This is a genomic window from Shewanella sp. 1CM18E, assembly GCF_023161665.1.
Taxonomy (GTDB): Bacteria; Pseudomonadota; Gammaproteobacteria; order Enterobacterales; family Shewanellaceae; genus Shewanella.
The window spans coordinates 1-17,281 of sequence record NZ_JALNTW010000011.1; the positions used below are offsets into that span (position 1 = coordinate 1).

General features: G+C 44.2%; 15 protein-coding genes and 2 tRNA genes. 7 read left to right on the forward strand and 10 right to left on the reverse strand.

The window, feature by feature from the left end:
- Positions 1-607: 607 nt before the first annotated feature.
- A complete protein-coding gene (locus tag MSG37_RS14340; protein WP_248471339.1) occupies positions 608-1,306 on the reverse strand; it encodes an aspartate/glutamate racemase family protein in 699 nt (232 codons plus the stop codon).
- A 213-nt stretch (positions 1,307-1,519) separates the two neighbouring features.
- Here MSG37_RS14340 and MSG37_RS14345 point away from each other — a divergent pair, with 213 nt between their 5' ends.
- From MSG37_RS14345 to traF, 3 genes are all read left to right on the forward strand, one after another.
- Positions 1,520-2,044 (forward strand): TetR/AcrR family transcriptional regulator, encoded by a 525-nt coding sequence (locus MSG37_RS14345; protein ID WP_248471340.1) that lies wholly within the window; start codon positions 1,520-1,522, stop codon positions 2,042-2,044.
- An 18-nt stretch (positions 2,045-2,062) separates the two neighbouring features.
- Entirely contained in the window at positions 2,063-3,115 is a 1,053-nt protein-coding gene (locus MSG37_RS14350) for an alcohol dehydrogenase family protein (protein WP_248471341.1), read from the forward strand.
- 151 nt (positions 3,116-3,266) lie between these two features.
- Positions 3,267-4,463, forward strand: coding sequence for a conjugal transfer protein TraF (gene traF, locus MSG37_RS14355; RefSeq protein WP_248471342.1), 1,197 nt, complete (start codon positions 3,267-3,269; stop codon positions 4,461-4,463).
- Between the two features lie 79 nt (positions 4,464-4,542).
- Here the strand turns inward: traF and gdhA are convergent, their stop codons facing one another.
- The 4 genes from gdhA to tyrP all read right to left on the reverse strand — a co-directional run bounded on the left by gdhA (position 4,543) and on the right by tyrP (position 8,839).
- On the reverse strand, positions 4,543-5,886 hold the full coding sequence (gene gdhA / locus MSG37_RS14360; protein WP_348984462.1) for an NADP-specific glutamate dehydrogenase: 1,344 nt from the start codon (positions 5,884-5,886) through the stop codon (positions 4,543-4,545).
- 484 nt (positions 5,887-6,370) lie between these two features.
- A tRNA-Ser gene (locus tag MSG37_RS14365) sits at positions 6,371-6,461 on the reverse strand.
- A gap of 834 nt (positions 6,462-7,295) precedes the next feature.
- A tRNA-Ser gene (locus tag MSG37_RS14370) sits at positions 7,296-7,386 on the reverse strand.
- Positions 7,387-7,636: 250 nt separating this feature from the next.
- On the reverse strand, positions 7,637-8,839 hold the full coding sequence (gene tyrP / locus MSG37_RS14375; protein ID WP_248471343.1) for a tyrosine transporter TyrP: 1,203 nt from the start codon (positions 8,837-8,839) through the stop codon (positions 7,637-7,639).
- Between the two features lie 468 nt (positions 8,840-9,307).
- Between tyrP and MSG37_RS14380 the strand changes: the two genes are divergently transcribed.
- Together MSG37_RS14380 and MSG37_RS14385 are read left to right on the forward strand one after the other, a co-directional pair.
- Positions 9,308-9,799, forward strand: coding sequence for a TlpA disulfide reductase family protein (locus MSG37_RS14380; protein ID WP_248471344.1), 492 nt, complete (start codon positions 9,308-9,310; stop codon positions 9,797-9,799).
- A 35-nt stretch (positions 9,800-9,834) separates the two neighbouring features.
- Complete coding sequence (locus MSG37_RS14385; protein WP_248471345.1) at positions 9,835-10,359, forward strand: GNAT family N-acetyltransferase; 525 nt, start codon at positions 9,835-9,837, stop codon at positions 10,357-10,359.
- 120 nt (positions 10,360-10,479) lie between these two features.
- On the opposite strand, the gene MSG37_RS14390 is transcribed toward MSG37_RS14385, so the two are convergent.
- Positions 10,480-11,070, reverse strand: coding sequence for a hypothetical protein (locus MSG37_RS14390; RefSeq protein ID WP_248471346.1), 591 nt, complete (start codon positions 11,068-11,070; stop codon positions 10,480-10,482).
- 97 nt (positions 11,071-11,167) lie between these two features.
- Complete coding sequence (locus MSG37_RS14395) at positions 11,168-11,695, reverse strand: hypothetical protein (RefSeq protein WP_248471347.1); 528 nt, start codon at positions 11,693-11,695, stop codon at positions 11,168-11,170.
- A gap of 233 nt (positions 11,696-11,928) precedes the next feature.
- Here MSG37_RS14395 and ubiD point away from each other — a divergent pair, with 233 nt between their 5' ends.
- Positions 11,929-13,410, forward strand: a complete 1,482-nt coding sequence (ubiD, locus tag MSG37_RS14400; RefSeq protein ID WP_248471348.1) for a 4-hydroxy-3-polyprenylbenzoate decarboxylase — start codon at positions 11,929-11,931, stop codon at positions 13,408-13,410.
- Between the two features lie 109 nt (positions 13,411-13,519).
- Positions 13,520-14,230 carry an NAD(P)H-flavin reductase gene (gene fre, locus MSG37_RS14405; RefSeq protein WP_248471349.1) on the forward strand — a complete coding sequence of 237 codons (711 nt, stop codon included), beginning with the start codon at positions 13,520-13,522 and terminating at the stop codon, positions 14,228-14,230.
- A 66-nt stretch (positions 14,231-14,296) separates the two neighbouring features.
- On the opposite strand, the gene MSG37_RS14410 is transcribed toward fre, so the two are convergent.
- From MSG37_RS14410 to rbsB, 3 genes are all read right to left on the reverse strand, one after another.
- On the reverse strand, positions 14,297-15,301 hold the full coding sequence (locus MSG37_RS14410) for a substrate-binding domain-containing protein (protein WP_248471350.1): 1,005 nt from the start codon (positions 15,299-15,301) through the stop codon (positions 14,297-14,299).
- A 34-nt stretch (positions 15,302-15,335) separates the two neighbouring features.
- A complete protein-coding gene (gene rbsK / locus MSG37_RS14415; protein WP_248471351.1) occupies positions 15,336-16,253 on the reverse strand; it encodes a ribokinase in 918 nt (305 codons plus the stop codon).
- A 124-nt stretch (positions 16,254-16,377) separates the two neighbouring features.
- On the reverse strand, positions 16,378-17,277 hold the full coding sequence (gene rbsB, locus MSG37_RS14420) for a ribose ABC transporter substrate-binding protein RbsB (protein ID WP_248471352.1): 900 nt from the start codon (positions 17,275-17,277) through the stop codon (positions 16,378-16,380).
- Between the last annotated feature and the right edge of the window lie 4 nt (positions 17,278-17,281).

A 17,281-nucleotide genomic window follows, 5' to 3' on the forward strand; every position in this document is an offset into this window, starting at 1 on the left:
CAAGCGTTTATTTTAAGAAGTTTTTCAAGCGTTGATTTCTTAATCAGAAGTCGCTACTTGAAGCTCTTAAACCGCTTGTCACCAGAGGCTAAATTCCGTAGAAGTTAATCTCTCTAACTCTGCTGCAAGTCCCATTCTATCTCGCTTAACGCTTGGTAGGTGGCCTGCTTCGCCGTGTCAGTGGGGTCGCATTATAGGGAGATTTTAAAAGAGCGCAAGCGCTTTTTTAAAGAAAATTACGCTTTTTTGAAAAAGCTTTTTTAAGCACACCATACTCACCAAATACCCACAGAGTTATACACAACAATGCCTTTGTAAGTATAAAAAACATGCGCTAGAGGCCAATAGAACCAAGCATATCGACTTTCATGCCTCTGTGTTAATTACCGCGTTAGGTAACTAAAGCATGTGAGGGAAACTTAATTATGACCACTTAGCGGCATATTTATGCTCAAGCATGCTCTATAAACAATATCTAGAGTGCTTTAACTGCCCCTAACTCTCTACTGAGGCTCGGTGCAACGATAGCATCTTAGCCGCTACAATATGGGATTAGTCATCGATACACTATTAAGTGAAGGCACTCTAGATGGGGAGCCCTCTTTAATTACCTATCCATTAAAGCTAGCTCAACTGCTTTCGCGGCGTGTATCTCGGTAGTGTCATATAAAGGTACATGGGTATCTTGCTGCTGAACTAGCAATGCTATTTCTGTACAACCTAGAATCACAGCTTCCGCTCCCTGCTCTGCTAATGCTGCAATAATCGCTAAATATTGCTCACGAGAAGCAGGTGAGATCACACCGCGGCATAGTTCATCATAGATAATGCGATGCACTATGTCGCGATCTTGCTTAGCAGGTACCAGCACATCAATGGCAAACTTATCCTTTAAGCGACCTTTATAAAAGTCCTGCTCCATAGTAAAGGCGGTTCCTAACAAACCAACCTTTTGCACACCGTCAGCGATAAGCTGACTTGCTGTCGCATCGGCTATATGCAGGATTGGAATATTGATACTAGCCTGTATGTCATCTGCGACCTTATGCATGGTATTAGTGCATATAAGTAGAAAGTCTGCACCAGCGGCTTCAACCGATTTAGCTGCTGAACTTAAAATCTCGGCGGTTTGATGCCATTCACCTTTATGCTGTAATGCTTCTATCTCAGCAAAATCGACACTATATAAGTGCACCTTTGCCGAATGCAGTCCGCCGAGCTTAGATTTCACCCCTTGATTGAGTGCTTTGTAATAACTCGCTGTAGACTCCCAGCTCATTCCACCTAACATGCCAATTGTTTTCATATAACCACTTCCTCTAACAGCTCACTAAGCCGATACACAATGATATTAGGTAAATGACGTCAAGTTGGGAATAGGCCTGTGATGCTTTTCAATCTCTAATAGCTATCACTGTGTATATCACTGTAACTCATGCGCACTAAGTGTAATTCAATTGACAAAGGTAGAGTGTTCGCTCTACCTTATTGGTAGAACAAGTGCTCTACCTAGACAACTATGACCAATCAAACTTCACTAAAAGATAAAATCGCAGCAAAGCTGGAAACTGAGTTTGGCCTATACGGCTTCGCTGAGTCGAGTGTCGCTCAGCTACAAAAAGCCAGTGGCGTTAGCTTACGTACCCTTTATAAATACTATCCGTCAAAAGAGGCGATGATTATTGGCGCTTTGGAAAATCGCCACCAACGTTACCTGAGCATATTGATGACTAACATTCCAGCTCCAGGTGCAGATGCCATTATTCATATCTTCGAAAAATTACAATACTGGATGACTCATACCGCACCAAACGGTTGCATGTCGATGCAAGCATTAGCCGCGTTTCCTGAGAATCAACAGATCCAAGATGCGGTCAATACTCATAAGCAAGATGTGCAGGAGTTTTTAGGTCAACACAGTAATCGAGCTGAACTAGCAACAGCCCTTTATGTTCTCCACGAAGGGATCTCCAGTAGCTGGCCTGTGCTTGGACAAGAATCGGTTATCGCTGCCAACACCGCAGTACGAGCCCTCTTAAATTAACCCCTATAGAGATAAATCATGAACTCGCTCCCTACACATATGCTTGCAGTTTTACTCAACGGCCATGGCGGCCCGGATAATTTACAATATACCCAAGATGCTCCGGTCCCCACCGTTCTAGATAATGACGTGTTAATTCGCGTATTTGCTGCTGGCGTTAATAATACTGACATTAATACCCGAACAGGCTGGTATTCCAAAGGCGATAACGATAGTGATGATGCAGGCTGGTCTGGCAATGCGCTTGCACTCCCTCGCATTCAAGGTGCCGACGTGTGCGGTGAGATTGTCGCGGTTGGTGCTAATGTCAGTTCAAAACGCATTGGTGAGCGAGTATTAGTCGAGCCTTGCCTTAGTTATGCCGAAGGCGAAGTAAAAAAGCCTGCTTGGTATTTGGGTTCTGAATGTGATGGTGGCTTTGCGCAATATACTCGTGTTGATGCAAGGCATGCCTATGCAATTCAATCTTCACTTTCAAATATTGAACTGGCCTCTTTTCCTTGTTCATATTCAACAGCTGAAAACATGCTGACTAAAGCGAATGTCGGCGAGCAAGATACAGTACTGATTTCGGGGGCATCTGGCGGGGTCGGATCTGCGGCGATTCAGTTAGCTAAGGCCCGCGGTGCAAACGTTATCGCTATTACCAGTGAAAGCAAACGCCAACAAATATTAGATTTAGGAGCTGATCAAGCGGTTACCCGCAACGATGACTTGATTCAGTCTCTAGGGCATAACAGTGTCGATGTGGTTATCGATTTAGTTGCCGGTGAAAAGTGGCCTGTGTTTTTAGAAGTGTTACGCCCCGGTGGTCGTTATGCGGTATCTGGGGCAATTGGTGGCGCCTTGGTTGAACTGGATATTCGTACACTTTATCTTAAAGATCTAAGTTTCTTTGGCTGCACAGTATTGCAACCTGAGGTATTTGGTAATCTGGTTAAACGCATTGAGCAAGGCCAGATAAAACCTTTAGTTGCTCAATCTTTTCCATTACATGAAATCGCTACTGCTCAAGAGACATTTGCACAAAAGCAACATGTTGGAAAGATAGTGCTTAGTATCGCTAACTAACAATTAAAAATGTTTATTAATTAACAAGATAATAGAGCAATCCGTTATCTTGTTAAATGCTGTTTTTTGAACAATGTCATGTTCATTATTGTCATATAGTGCTATTTTCCTGCCGTTTCAAAAATCAAAATAATAAATTCAAGGATTTGATATGGCACGTAAACATCTGTTACTCCCAACCCTAATTGCTACATTGGTCTCTGCAAACTCTTATGCCGCTGTGCAATCGTTTGATGCACGCTCATTTGCCATGGGGGGGATCGGCGCTTCAACGGCAGATTATTTAACTGCTGCATTTCATAACCCAGCGCTAAGTGCCAGATACGACGAAGAAGATGATATTGGTGTTCTTTTCCCATCAGTTGGCGCTCAAATTGATGATAGTGAAGAGATCATTGATAAAACCGATAACTTCTCTGATATTTATGATCAATTCTCAGCAATTACAAATCCAACAGAGCAAGATGCACAAATTGTCATTGATGCTTTAGAAGAGTTACAAAGCAATCGAGCAAACGTGCAGGCAAATGTCAGCTTAGCGGTTGCAATTCCAAATGATTACGTTTCAGTAAACATGTTTATCAAAGCTTACGCAGATGCTTTTATTTTTGCTGATATTGCTGAAGATGATTTAGATGCAAACAAGTTAATCGAAAATGGCGCTTTAACTTCTCAAGCACTTACCATGGGTGTGGTTATCGCCGAAATGGGTGTCAGCCTTGCTAAATCATATCAACATAGCCACGGTACTTTTTACTATGGTATCACTCCCAAATACCAACAAGTAACCACAATTAACTATGTCTCTGATATCGAAAATTATGAATTTGATGATTGGGATGATGACAAGTACCAAACTGAGGAAAGCAACGTTAACCTAGACCTAGGTTTTGCTTACCACATGAACAACGGCTTCGCTTTTGGCTTAGTTGGTAAAAACTTGATTGAAAATAGCTACCAAACCTCAATCACTAAAGGTATCCATGGTGAATACGTTATTAACCCGAGCTATATTGCTAGCGCGAGCTATAACCATAGACTATTTACTTTAGGCCTTGATGTCGAACTTAATGAAACCAAAGGCTATGAGTCTATAGATGGCACTTTAAACGCGGTAGATGCAAAATCAGATAACAAACAGATGGCCGGAATTGGTGTAGAGTTTAACGCATTTGACTGGGCGCAATTACGTGCAGGTTATCAAACTGATTTATCTGACAACCTAGCAGATCAATTTACTGCAGGTCTTGGGCTATCTCCTTTCGATACCTTCCATATTGACCTGTCAGCAAGCTACGCCAGCGATAATGAATTAGGCGCGGTAATTCAAACCTCGTTTACCTTCTAAGTCGGCTTAAAGCCTGTAGCTAGATCTTATATTCTAGAAACAAAAAAGGGCCTTAAGGCCCTTTTTGTATCACTAAAGACTAGTAAACGCCTTGTGCTTTCATCGCATCAGCGACTTTAACAAAGCCAGCTACGTTAGCGCCTAGCTCGTAGTTAATGTGGCTATCTTCACGACCATACTGCTCACATGTCGCGTGGATTGAGTACATGATGTCGCGCAAGCGCATATCAACTTCTTCACGACTCCAGCTTAAACGCAAGGCGTTTTGGCTCATCTCTAAACCAGATGTTGCTACACCACCCGCATTGGCAGCTTTACCAGGTGCAAACAATACTTTAGCCTCATGCATTAACATGATGGCTTCAGCAGTACTTGGCATGTTGGCACCCTCAGCAACAATCTGCACGCCATTTTCAATTAGCATTGCAGCATGTTCTGCATCTAACTCATTTTGAGTCGCACAAGGTAACGCCACATCAGTAGCAAACTGCCAAGGCGTACCGCCAGTCACATACTCTAGACCCATTTCATGGGCGTAATCAGCAACACGGCCGCGACGTTCATTTTTAACTTCCATCAGCTTAGCGAGTTTCTCCGGCGTAAAGCCCTCAGGATCAAATACCACGCCACTTGAATCAGATGCAGTAATCACTTTACCGCCCATCTCCATCGCTTTTTCAATTGCGTACTGCGCCACGTTACCCGAGCCAGAAACTGTAACCGTTTTACCTTCTAAGCTTTCACCTTTAGCTTTTAGCATGGCTTCAACGAAATATAGCAAACCATAACCAGTGGCTTCAGGGCGGATCAAACTGCCACCGAATGTTAGCCCTTTACCTGTAAACACACATTCAGCACTATTAGTTAGCTTCTTCATCATGCCTGTCATATAGCCGACTTCACGAGCACCAACACCAATATCGCCTGCAGGGACGTCAGTATCCGCACCTAAATGACGGTGAAGCTCTAACATCAATGCTTGGCAGAAGCGCATCACTTCGCCTTCGCTCTTACCTTTAGGATCAAAGTCACTACCGCCTTTACCGCCGCCCATTGGCAAAGTCGTCAATGCATTTTTGAATGTTTGCTCAAACGCTAAAAACTTTAGTACCGACTGGTTAACTGACGGATGGAAACGCATACCACCTTTAAATGGGCCAATAGATGAGTTGTGCTGGATACGGAAAGCGCGGTTAACTTGTACCTTACCGCTATCATCTACCCAAGAAACACGAAATTGAATTAGACGCTCAGGCTCAACTAGACGCTCTAAAATGCCGGCATTTAAGTATTCTGGACGCGCAGCAACGAAAGGCCAAATAGAAGTCAGTACTTCTTTTACCGCTTGTAAAAACTCAGGCTGGTTAGGGTTACGCTCAGCAACGGTCGAAAGAAAACTATCAAGAGTCATATCGCAGCTCATTTTGGTGCTCCAGGGTATACAAAGAATTGAGGTAGCTGCTGCTTAAGGTGCGCTAGGCATGCCCGCAGCTTATATTGTGGAATGGTTTATATCAGTATTTGATAGTTAATGAATACAAGACTTTATTGATCCTGTGTGATATCTCAAGAAAATCAAAAATTCTCGCCCGCTGATGAGAATTCACCAATAAAACCTCGATTAAAAAGAGAAATCTTCAAACTTAATTAGAAACACTTTTTGTTTGTGTAAATTTCAACCGTAATATCAAAATAGACAGTAGTTAATAGCAAGTCTAGCGGTAATAGAAGGCTAAGAGTTCAAAGCACAACTTCTTAAATACGAAAAAGGGCTACTCTTTCGAGTAGCCCTTCATCTTGAATATGGTGGAGGGATAGCTGACTTTAAACAATGGGAACCCTAGGGTTCAACTTTATAAATCGCAGATAGCAAAAAGCCCGCTATAAATAGCGGGCTTTTCTAAATGTGGCGGAGGGATAGGGATTTGAACCCTAGATGGGCTATAAACCCATGCCGGTTTTCAAGACCGGTGCATTCGACCACTCTGCCATCCCTCCGAACGCCGCAAATAATAGGGGCGTTCGGCTCGATTGTAAAGCCTAATTTTACTAAAAATGCTTGTTTGCACAAAAACGCAGCGAGAAGCGTTATTTTTAGTGCCTAGTTGCTGTAATTACGGCCAAACCGAGCTTTGAAAGCCCATTTTAACCTGTAGTTCTAATCTGTAGCTCTAAGGTTAAACTTCAGTTTTGCACCTCAGAACACCAAAATAAAACCCGCTATAAATAGCTGGCTCTTCTGTATGTTGCATAGAGGGAAAGTTTGAACCCTATATAACTGCGCTATGAACCCATTGGATTATAGATACAAAAAAGGGCTTCCGCTCTTTATTACAAGAATGGAAACCCTTTCTCTAAATGTGGCGCAGGGGTAGCCAATTCTTAGTAAAGAGTCTAAACGATAGGAATCCTAGGGTTCAAAGTGGAACTTCCTAAATGCGAAAAGGCCCCAGCATTTCTGCTGGGGCCTCATCTAAATGTGGCGCTGTGGGCTAGAGGCTTGAACACTATATATCTGCACTATAAACCCATTTGATTACAGATACGAAAAAGGGCTTCCGCTCTTTATTACAAGAATGGAAGCCCTTTCTCTAAATGTGGCGCTGGGATAGCAGGCTCTAAGCAATAGGAACCCTAGGGTTCAACTTTATAAATCGCAGATAGCAAAAAGCCCGCTATAAATAGCAGGCTTTTCTAAATATGGCGCTGGGGTAGCCGGTTCTAAACAATAGGAACCTGGGGTTCTAATCAGCTTTTTTGGGATATACGAAAAAGTGCTACTTCCAGAATGCGAAAAGGCCCCAGCATTTCTGCTGGGGCCTCATCTAAATGTGGCGGAGGGATAGGGATTTGAACCCTAGATGGGCTATAAACCCATGCCGGTTTTCAAGACCGGTGCATTCGACCACTCTGCCATCCCTCCGAACGCCGCAGATAATAGGGGGAGTCCGCGGTAATGTAAAGAGCATTTTGATTCAAATGACTAAAAAACAGACCAAACATTGAAAATAATGCTGTTTTAGCTATTTTTCAGTCAATTTCAAGCTATTCATTACCACTATGTCGCTAATATCTCTGAGCTCCCCAGTTTTCATTCAGCCTAATAACTAAAGAGCTGTAACTCATTTCAGAGCCCGTCAGCCCTTTAATTAGCCCCAAATATCCGGCTAACCTTAACCTACCGCAGGCAGCAGGTTAAACATCTGCAGTAATTGCACACTAATAATCAGCACACCGGCTAAAGTCGCTACCGTTAAGCCAAGCTTACCGCCTTTTACTTGGTAACCCTCTATTCCCAGCTGCTTACGCTGGGCGCTGACCATAGCAACTGGCAAGAAAATAGCCAAAATAACCAATGCAAATGCTGCGTATCCTAAAGCTGTGATAAAGCCTTGTGGGTAGAACAATGCAAAGCCTAGTGGTGGCATAAAGGTGACTAAGCCAACCTGAATTCTGTGGCTAGGCGTTGAGCCGCGTTTCAGCAAGTCAGCAATAAAGTCGTATAAACCTAAGCTAACCCCTAAAAATGATGTCGCCAACGCAAGATCAGCAAATACAGAAACTGCATTGGCAATCATAGGATTATGTAACAGGCGGCTTAGTGAATCGATAAAGCCATTTAAGCTTTGACTCGCCATTAAGTCTGGCTGCGACAACACCCCCTGACTGGCTAGCATCCACAGTACATACACCATAAGTGGCAAAGATGAACCTACAACAATAATCCAACGCAGCGCCTTAGTGTCTCTACCTAAGTAACGCACGATTGATGGAATAGAGCCGTGAAAGCCAAACGAGGTAAAAATAACCGGCAAAGATGCCAATACCAGCCCTTGATGCACAGGTAATGCGACTAGGTTTTCAACCGACACATGAGGCAACAATAAGAACAGCATAACCACCAGCGCGATCAGCTTTAAGGTGAATAAGCTACGGTTAATCATATCCACTGAGCGCGTACCAATCGCCACAACAGTACCGATTAATAAGGTAAAGATTATCGCTCCCGCTTGCATCGGCAATTGCAAATCAAACCAATTGGTTAATTTACTATTGATCTGCTCGCCCCCTCCGGCAATGTAAGCCGAACACAGCGCGTAAAACAGAAACATCATCGAAAAGCTAGCAACGACTTGGCCTTTGCGCCCTAGTAACTTATGCGCCAAGGTATGTAAGGTGGCATCTTCTGGTGCGTGCTGATGAACTTCAATCATCAGTAGGGCGGTGTACGTCATCAACGACCAAATCAATAACATAACCAAAGTGGCCATGCCAAAACCTAAACCCGATGCCGCAAGAGGTAATGCCAACATTCCAGCACCAATAGTGGTACCAGCAATAATAAGCATGCTGCCGAAAATTTTACTTTTGTTCATTTATGGTGTTCCAAATTAATTAAAAAGGCTTCGGAACAGGCATTGATAAGTGGCCGATTTCCGAAAAATGGAATTGCCACAATGGAGTGATTTAAAACATGAGGGGGAGTGAAAAACCTCTATCTACGCCATTGTGGCTATAGATAGTAGTAAGCCTGAACGGGTGTTAATAACACGTGACTTTCCTTAATCGATTCTGTTAATCAAATACTTATATAACAGCAAGTTAGATGAGACTCCACGATAGGATGTCCTTGTTCTGCTGTCAACAAACATATTCGTTTAATTGTTAATAAATAGACACCAAACGTTTTGCTTAAAACTTAGTTACATACTCTCATTATGCATTTACAGACAGTTTTGATAGGTTACAAGATAGTTTAGATAAAACTGATTTTACCATTTCGCCTGATACAAAAGCTTAGCTAGTCGCTTGTTTTTCTAGCTTTATAATAAAAAAGGACCGCAATGAAAACCTTTCCATCCCTGATATTAAGCCTGCTTATTATTGCCATAAGCGGCTGCGCTAATAGCGCCAAACAGCCCGAATATCTGACCTATGTCAAAGCTGGCGATAATGTGCCAGTTAGTCAGTTTGTCGACACTCAAGGCAAGCATATTGATTTAGCTCAATCAAACAACAATAAGCTACTCATCTTGTTTGCAACCTGGTGTCACGACTCACAACGCACGATGAAACACTTAGTAAACTCCAATATCCACCTAAGTCCCAATATCGACATTATTGGTATTGGCCGTGAAGAATCCGTAGCCGCCCTTAATACCTTTGCTGCTGAATACGAACTCAATTTTGCCTTAGTCGCTGATGAAGATCGCAGTATCTACTCGCAATTTGCTAATGCAGGGATCCCACGATTGATCTTGTTAGATGCTGATAATAGAGTGGTTAAAACGATTATTGGTGAAACAGACAACCCAATAACAGAAATCGTGTGGTAATAGCGATTGGTGCCAAAGGAGAGAGAAAGAAGAGTATGAGCAAAATCATCACCGAAACACCAAGGCTTATTATCAGAGAGTTTAATCTCGATGACGTACAAGCTGTATATGATTTTAATGCTGACGAAAGAGTAAACCTATACACAGGCGATGCCGGCGTAGTTAAGTCCCTTGCCGATGCCGAACGAATTATTCGCGATATTTGGCTTAATGAGTATTTGCAATTTGGCTACGCGCGCTGGGCAGTAGTCCTAAAAGAAACCAACTGTGTTATAGGTTTTTGCGGCTTTAAAAACGATTACCGTATCGATGAAACCGATATTGGCTACCGTTTTGCGCCTGAATATTGGGGCCAAGGTTTTGCTACTGAAGCGAATCAAGCCTGCATTGAATACGCTAAAGCCCATATGGATCTCGACTATATTGTCGGCGACGTAGTTGACCGCAACCACGCATCAATCAATGTACTCAAAAAGCTTGGTATGACCTTCAATAAAAAGTTTCAAAACCTAGGTTTTATGATTCAGCGCTACGATATGTACCTCAAAAGCAAAGCCTAAGGCTTATTGTAAACAGCTACTTAATAAAGCTCTAACTTCAAAGAACTAAGAGAACACTAACAAAAAGCCCAATCAATGATTGGGCTTTTTACTGTTAACGGTTTCTGCTGGCTGCAAAGACTAGCTAGCAATACTTTCCACTCCAGCATTACACGCATGAGCGCCCGCTGGGGTTAAGCTGTTTAAATGTTCGATAAGCTTAAAACATAACTCAATATATTGAATCGCCTCAGCCTTGCCCACCTCATAGTTAACCGCATGGGCAACCCGATTACGTAACTGACGTAACTCGCTAAACAACTTGCCTTGTTTGGTATTAATCAAAGCTTCGCTTATCAAGATATTTTCAATATGTTTGTAACGGGTGTTTTTATCTAAAGTGATATTGTCGCAATGCAGTTTAATCAGTCGCTCAGCCGCTAAATCCACTTGCTCCCATGTTTCTAACACCGCTGAATTGGGCAAGTTATTGGCAGAAGCTATCAGTAAGGATTTCTTATCGGTTTTTAACTCAGGAAACACCCCTTCTGCTTGCTCGGTCACCGCCTTCAACCCTTGGCCAAATTCGACCTCTAAGTCTTTAAACTTCAGTTTTTTAGCCAAAGGGATCAGCTTTGATAAAGGGCGCTTTAAATTCATTACCGCAAACACCAATACCAACGGCCAGATCAGCTTGTCGATTAACGCTATTGTAAATTGCATCCAGTCCATGGCATTCCCTTATCGCTTGCGTTAGCCCTTTATAGTAGCCCCTTACTTAGGACTTAATTTTTTAGGGTAACAAGTTTACAGCGCTAAATAAAACCCGTTAATTAATCTTCTGATAAGTACTCGTTTGCCAATCAAACACATACTCAACACCTTGCCACTCATAGATGGTGCGACCATCACGTTGAATAACCCGCGCGTTGTCTGGCAGACGATTTAAACCAGAGGAGTAACTCACGCTAGTTGTCACTCGTTCAGGCGGCGCAATCACTTTCGGTTCAGGTGCTTTATATACTGGTCTCTCGTACCGGTAAGGTGAGTAATAACGCTTGTCGTAGCCATAAGGATAACGCCAACGTGAACCAACTCCCCAGTTATAACCGGGTCGCCAGCCAGGACGATAATAACGACTGCCATAGGGGTAACCATACCAACCGTTAGATACGCCAACATTCCAGCGCCACGGGTCACGGTAGTTGTGATTACTCCAGCCAAGGCCAACACTGACGTTACTGAGAATTAGCGACGATGACACCGCCGCTATAGGCGCTGTATTTGCCGCTGCAGGCACCAACAATAATAAGCCTGTAAACGCCGTAACATAGCCGCTTAATTTAAAACTTTGCATCGCTATCCTCCAATGTTGTTTCACGCCAACAAATGTAGAATCATATAGTTCAGTTTACGCTCAAATAAGCCGTAAACCAATGTCAGTCGCTAACCCCTTAGCAATAAAGACAATAGCTTCAGTAAAACCTGAAATATATTGATGCCACGCTTTGATGAACAAGCGTTTAACGCACGTTCGAATGATGCTATAGTGCGCGCCATATCACAGTTTATAGCGATGAGAATTCCCCTATGAGTTTTAAGGATTTGCGCAGCTTTATAGACCACTTAGAAACCAATGGTGAGCTTAAGCGTATTAGTCATCCCGTTGATCCTCATTTGGAAATGACAGAGATTGCTGATCGCGTATTACGCGCCAAAGGTCCAGCTCTGTTATTCGAAAATCCAGTCGGCAACGACATGGCGGTATTGGCTAACCTTTTTGGAACCCCAAAACGGGTAGCCATGGCATTGGGTAAAGAAGATCCACTGGCACTGCGCGATGTAGGTGAACTACTAGCGTTTCTAAAAGAGCCAGAGCCACCACGTGGTTTTAAAGACGCTATTTCAAAAATTCCTATGTTTAAGCAAGCCTTAAACATGCCCCCTAAAACTGTACGTAATCCTCCTTGCCAAGAAGTGGTTAAAACCGGCGAAGATGTCGATTTAACTAAGCTACCAATCCAGCATTGCTGGCCGGGTGATGTTGCACCGCTGGTAACTTGGGGCTTAACCATCACTAAAGGTCCACGCCAAAAACGTCAAAACTTGGGTATTTACCGCCAGCAATTACTCGGTAAAGACAAGTTGATTATGCGTTGGCTTGACCATCGCGGCGGCGCGTTAGACTTTAAAGATTTCAAAGAGAAGCATCCAGGCGAGCGCTACCCAGTAGTCGTAGCTCTAGGTGCAGATCCTGTGACTATTTTAGGTGCAGTAACTCCAGTGCCAGATGCCATGAGCGAATATGCTTTTGCTGGTCTACTCAGAGGTGAGCGCACCGAAGTATGTAAAGCACTGAGCTGTGACTTAGAAGTGCCTGCAACCAGCGAAATCATCTTAGAAGGTTATATCGACCCAGACGAGATGGCTGAAGAAGGCCCTTATGGCGATCACACAGGTTACTACAACGAAACCGATTCATTCCCAGTGTTTACTGTGACTCACATTACTCACAGAAAAGATGCCATTTACCATAGCACCTATACCGGCCGTCCACCTGATGAGCCAGCTATGTTAGGTGTGGCACTGAACGAAGTCTTCGTGCCAATTTTGCGTAAGCAATATCCAGAGATCATCGATTTTTACCTGCCGCCTGAAGGCTGCTCGTACCGTATGGCGGTTATTTCGATCCGTAAACAATATCCAGGACATGCTAAACGGGTGATGATGGGTGCTTGGTCGTTCTTACGCCAGTTTATGTATACCAAGTTTATTGTGGTGGTCGACGAAGACGTTAATTGCCGCGATTGGAACGATGTGATTTGGGCTATTACCACTCGCATGGATCCTAAGCGTGACACGGTAATGATAGAAAACACCCCAATCGACTATCTCGACTTTGCCTCACCAGTGGCAGGTCTAGGGTCAAAAATGGGGATGGATGCCACCAACAAGTGGGAAGGTGAAACCGACCGCGAATGGGGCACACCTATTGTTATGGATGAAGCCGTTAAGCAAAAAGTTGATGCTATTTGGGATGAACTTGGCATTGACGATGCGCCAACCCTATAACAATAATGTACTTTGCATTAGTTAATCATTATATTGCCTACAGCCCTTTAGTAGGCAGATAAACTTAGACTTAATAAGCCTCCAAAGAGGGGCTCATCAAGGAACAAAGATGAACACCATTAGCTGTACAATTGAAAAAGTAGCGCCGTTTAATAACGCGGTATTTCAGGTTATCTTAAAACCGAGTAAACCGTTTGACTTTAAAGCGGGACAATATCTTTGCGTAGTAATGGGTGAAAAAGACAAACGCCCATTCTCTATCGCTTCAGCACCAGATGCTGAGCATATTGAGCTACATATCGGTGCAGCCGTTAGCGAAAGCTACCCAATGCAGGTGGTTGAGCGTTTAAAAGAATGCCTAACCACAGGTAGCAGCATTGAGATTGAAGTACCAGGCGGTGACGCTCACCTGCGTGCTGACAGCCAGCGCCCTCGCCTACTGATTGCTGGCGGTACTGGTTTCTCTTATATCAAGAGCATCGTTGAGCAGAAAATTGCCCTTGGCCAAGAGATTGAAACCACCCTTTACTGGGGTTGTCGCAACCAAGATGCCATGTATTACGAAACAATTGCCCGTGAATGGCATGACGCTCACCCATGGTTGAACTTTATTCCTGTGATTGAAGAAGCCACTGCAGACTGGAAAGGCAAAGAAGCTAACCTGCTAGAGCAGATCAAAAACGACTTCGATAGCCTAAACGGTTACGACATCTATATTGCTGGTCGTTTTGATATGGTTGGTGCAGCGCGTGAAGTGTTCCGCACTATGGGCGTTGAAGAAGAACACCTCTACGGTGATGCCTTCGCATTTATTAAGTAAGATTACGCAGAGCGTAAAATCAGCAAAGGCGAGAGGATGCATAATCCACTCGCCTTTTTTATTGGTTTATTTTCTACTCACACTGGCGCGCTCTGTCACCCTTGGCTCAATGTCCATAAACTGCGGTGGTAAGCTTGGATCATGTAAACGCGCAATAAGCGCATTCACCGCCGCAGCACCTAAGCGCGCTTTTGACTGATGAATACTGGTAAGCGCGGGTGTCATAAATTTAGCCAGCTGGATATTGTCGTAACCAATGACCGATAGCTGCTGTGGAATTTGCACGCCAGTGCGCTGGGCTTCATGCAGCACACCAATCGCCATCATGTCGTTACACACAAACAGTGCGCTCGGTAACTCGCCTTTGGCTTGCAACCGAGCAAATGCCGCCTTACCACCCTCGGTTTCAAAGTTACCTTCAATCACCCAAGCAGGGTTTATCGGTAAGTTAGCAGCATTCATCGCATCAACAAAACCTTGATAGCGTAAATCGGCCTGCTGGCGATTACGCGGGCCGGTAATACAACCAATTTCTGTGTGGCCGTTATCAATCAGGTATTGGGTTGCAAGAATGCCGCCTTGACGCGAATGACCTTGAATTTTGTCACAAGAAAAATCCACTTGGCCCCAATCCATCACTACCACAGGTAAGCCACCTAAGCGGCGATACAGCAATGCATCCTCACCTTCGAGCATGGCGCACATCATGATTAAGCCATCAACGCGGCGCTCAATTAAGGTCGTTAACGAGCGCTTCAATCGCTGGGCATCACCTTCAGTATTACACAGAATTAGGTTGTAACCTTGTTGGTAACAGGCTTGCTCAACACTGCGCACCACTTCAGCATAAAATGGGTTGGTAGATGTGGTGACCAACATGCCGATAGTTTTAGTGCAGTTTTGTTTTAGGCTACGCGCCACCGCTGACGGGCCATGATAATTCAATTGCAGAGCGGCATCTTGCACCCGCTTAGCAATATCATCACTTACAAAGCGGGTGCCATTCATTACATGGCTCACTGTAGAAGTGGATACGCTTGCAAGTTTGGCAACATCTTTCATGGTGGCCATGTGGGCTAATTTCCTGTCTTGTCAGTTATATTAATTACTGCGCCGCTAAAAACTGCTCGACTTCAGCTCGAGTAGGAATAGAGGTTTGTGCGCCAAAACGGGTAACTGAAATCGCTGCAGCGCCATGGGCAAATACAATCGCATTGTCAATTGGTTGGCCTTCAAGTAACCCTGTCACAAGCGCGCCATTAAAGGTATCACCTGCAGCCGTTGTATCGGTGGCTTTTACTTTAAAGCCCGGGATAATTTTACCCATCTCTTGCTGGCTTAAGTAAACGCCCTTCGAGCCTAAAGTAATCATCACAGTTGCGATGCCTTTAGCATGTAAAATCGTCGCAGCTTCTGCCGCGCTGGCTTCATCGGTAATTGCAACGCCGGTTAATACTTCGGCTTCAGTTTCGTTAGGGGTGATTATATCAACCATTGCCAACAACGCATCAGGTAAAGCACGCGCAGGTGCTGGATTTAAAATCACTTGGGTGCCATTTGCTTTAGCTATACTTGCAGCCTGCTCAATACCCGCAAGTGGTGTTTCTAGCTGCATCAATAAATATTTGGCCGCTGCAATTTGCGCACTATGTTGGTTAACAATATCAGCTGTTAGTGCATCGTTGGCTGCTGCAGCAATACAAATGCTGTTTTCGCCGCAATCGCTTACTTGGATCATCGCAATACCCGTTGGAGTATTTTCAACCATGTGCACCGCAGAAATATCCATGCCATCGTCCGCAAACGTGCCACGAATGCTTTGCCCAAAACCATCATCACCCACACAGGCAATAAAACCAATATCTGCATTTAAGCGTGCAGCCGCAACCGCTTGGTTAGCACCTTTGCCGCCAGGGATAATTTGGTAATTACGCCCATGCAAAGTTTCACCTGGACGTGGAAAAGAAGGCACTTGTAATACATGGTCGGCATTAACACTGCCTAAAACAATTAACTGAGACATTTACATATTCCTTGATGTTCTCTGACTCGCAGCCAACTTAGCTTGTGGTTGGCCTCAGAGGAAAATGCGCCTAGATATTATCTCTACTGGCGCCAAATACTAGTGTGACAAAATGCGGCTTACATTACTGTGTTTGAGTAATGATTTTTAACGCCACAGGTATCGATTTTTCAACCACTTGGCCTTTTAAAATCTTATCCGCGATAACAATTCCAGTAGCGCCGAGTAACTCAGGTTGCTGCGCTATGGTTGCTGCAAGCTGTTTACGTCTTACTGCAGCAATGCCTTCATCGGTACCATCAAAACCAACCACCATGACTTGCTTGCCAGAGGCTTCAATTGCACGCAGTGCGCCTAACGCCATTTCATCGTTTTGGGCAAACACAGCTTGCACATCGCCATTAGCGGACAGCATGTTTTCCATGACGTTTAAGCCCTTTGAACGGTCAAAATCCGCTGGCTGGCTCGACAGCATCTCTAAGTTTTCGGCGTTAACCGCGTTAATAAAACCAGTGCCACGTTCGCGGGCAGCAGAAGTACCAGCAATGCCCTCAAGCTGAATCACTTTGGCATTTGCGCCAAGTGTTTTGGCAATAAACTCCCCAGCAAGCTCACCACCAGCAATGTTGTCTGAGGCTATATGGCTAACAATGTCGCCATGCTCGGCGGTTCTATCGAGCGTCAGTACCGGAATGTTAGCCCGGTTAGCTGTGCGAATGGCATTGGTGACCGCTAGGGCGTCGGTTGGATTAATCAAAATGGCCTTAACGCCGCGCATGGTTAAGTCTTCAACATTAGCTAGCTCTTTGCTTGGATCGTTTTGCGAGTCCAGTGCAATCAACTTATAACCCAGCTCTTTGGCTTTGGCTTCTGCGCCATCTTTCATGGTCACAAAGAACGGGTTATTCATTGTCGATAACACAATTGCAATTGCATCTTGTGCGCTAGCGCTAAAAGGCGCACAGGCAAACAGCAGGGCCACCGATAACAGAGCAGAGGCTTTAAAATTAGCAAGTCGCTTCATGGTA

Bases quoted from the DNA above. Each gene is read 5' to 3' on its own strand.
- MSG37_RS14340 (WP_248471339.1), bottom strand. From the start codon at position 1,306: ATGAAAACAATTGGCATGTTAGGTGGAATGAGCTGGGAGTCTACAGCG.
- MSG37_RS14345 (WP_248471340.1), top strand. From the start codon at position 1,520: ATGACCAATCAAACTTCACTAAAAGATAAAATCGCAGCAAAGCTGGAA.
- MSG37_RS14350 (WP_248471341.1), top strand. From the start codon at position 2,063: ATGAACTCGCTCCCTACACATATGCTTGCAGTTTTACTCAACGGCCAT.
- traF (WP_248471342.1), top strand. From the start codon at position 3,267: ATGGCACGTAAACATCTGTTACTCCCAACCCTAATTGCTACATTGGTC.
- gdhA (WP_348984462.1), bottom strand. From the start codon at position 5,886: ATGAGCTGCGATATGACTCTTGATAGTTTTCTTTCGACCGTTGCTGAG.
- tyrP (WP_248471343.1), bottom strand. From the start codon at position 8,839: ATGAACAAAAGTAAAATTTTCGGCAGCATGCTTATTATTGCTGGTACC.
- MSG37_RS14380 (WP_248471344.1), top strand. From the start codon at position 9,308: ATGAAAACCTTTCCATCCCTGATATTAAGCCTGCTTATTATTGCCATA.
- MSG37_RS14385 (WP_248471345.1), top strand. From the start codon at position 9,835: ATGAGCAAAATCATCACCGAAACACCAAGGCTTATTATCAGAGAGTTT.
- MSG37_RS14390 (WP_248471346.1), bottom strand. From the start codon at position 11,070: ATGGACTGGATGCAATTTACAATAGCGTTAATCGACAAGCTGATCTGG.
- MSG37_RS14395 (WP_248471347.1), bottom strand. From the start codon at position 11,695: ATGCAAAGTTTTAAATTAAGCGGCTATGTTACGGCGTTTACAGGCTTA.
- ubiD (WP_248471348.1), top strand. From the start codon at position 11,929: ATGAGTTTTAAGGATTTGCGCAGCTTTATAGACCACTTAGAAACCAAT.
- fre (WP_248471349.1), top strand. From the start codon at position 13,520: ATGAACACCATTAGCTGTACAATTGAAAAAGTAGCGCCGTTTAATAAC.
- MSG37_RS14410 (WP_248471350.1), bottom strand. From the start codon at position 15,301: ATGGCCACCATGAAAGATGTTGCCAAACTTGCAAGCGTATCCACTTCT.
- rbsK (WP_248471351.1), bottom strand. From the start codon at position 16,253: ATGTCTCAGTTAATTGTTTTAGGCAGTGTTAATGCCGACCATGTATTA.
- rbsB (WP_248471352.1), bottom strand. From the start codon at position 17,277: ATGAAGCGACTTGCTAATTTTAAAGCCTCTGCTCTGTTATCGGTGGCC.